The 824-nt window shown below is 47.0% G+C and carries 1 protein-coding gene; it reads right to left on the bottom strand.

Features of this window, described 5'->3' with window-relative positions:
* Positions 1 to 824, bottom strand: an 824-nt coding sequence (locus tag ACS8FC_RS16305; RefSeq protein ID WP_439297546.1) for an NADH:ubiquinone reductase (Na(+)-transporting) subunit B, incomplete at both ends; no start/stop codon positions are given.

The raw sequence follows: 824 nt of genomic DNA, 5'->3' as shown, positions 1-824 counted from the left end.
AGTAGAACGGCAAGCTCATCATCATATTGTCGTCAGAGCCAACCATATTGAACACAAGAGACGTAGCGATCAGACCAACCACACAACCTGCCATGATGCGCCAAGAAGCAATACGCGTCCAAAGCAACACCGCAGCACCCATTAGGATAGCTAACGTTGATACTTCACCGATACTACCTTGCATGTTGCCTAAGAATGCATCACTCCACGTGATCGCATTACCATAAACATCAACAAAGTCCTGAGGAACCACCCCAAGGGCTGCAAGGCCAAGCGGCGTCGCACCTGAGAATCCATCTACTGCCGTCCATACTGAGTCACCAGACATATACGCTGGATAAGCAAAATATAGAAATGCACGACCCGATAGGGCAGGGTTCAAGAAGTTTTTACCAGTACCACCGAACACTTCTTTTGCAACAACCACACCGAAAATAATACCTAGGGCAACTTGCCATAATGGAATATCAGGTGGTAGACATAATGCAAATAGAACTGAGGTCACAAAGAAACCTTCGTTGACTTCGTGCCCGCGGACAACGGCAAAGATAATCTCACAGAGAATACCAACCGCAAACGTCACGATATAAATCGGCAAAAACTGCATGGCTCCGTAGACAAAGCTAGCCCAGATACTGTCTGGGTTATAGCCTGCCATGCTAGTGATAACTGTACGCCAGCCGTCAGGCTGCAAGCCGAGCTGTGCGATAGCAGTTAGTGCTTGATGACCGATATTGTACATACCCCAAAACATTGCTGGGAACGTACATAGCCATACCGTAATCATAATACGTTTTAGATCAATACCATCACGCACATGCGAT

This window comes from Psychrobacter sp. 1Y4 (assembly GCF_051847555.1).
The sequence above is the reverse complement of the archived record's forward strand: the minus strand, read 5'-3'. Positions and strand labels throughout refer to the sequence as shown.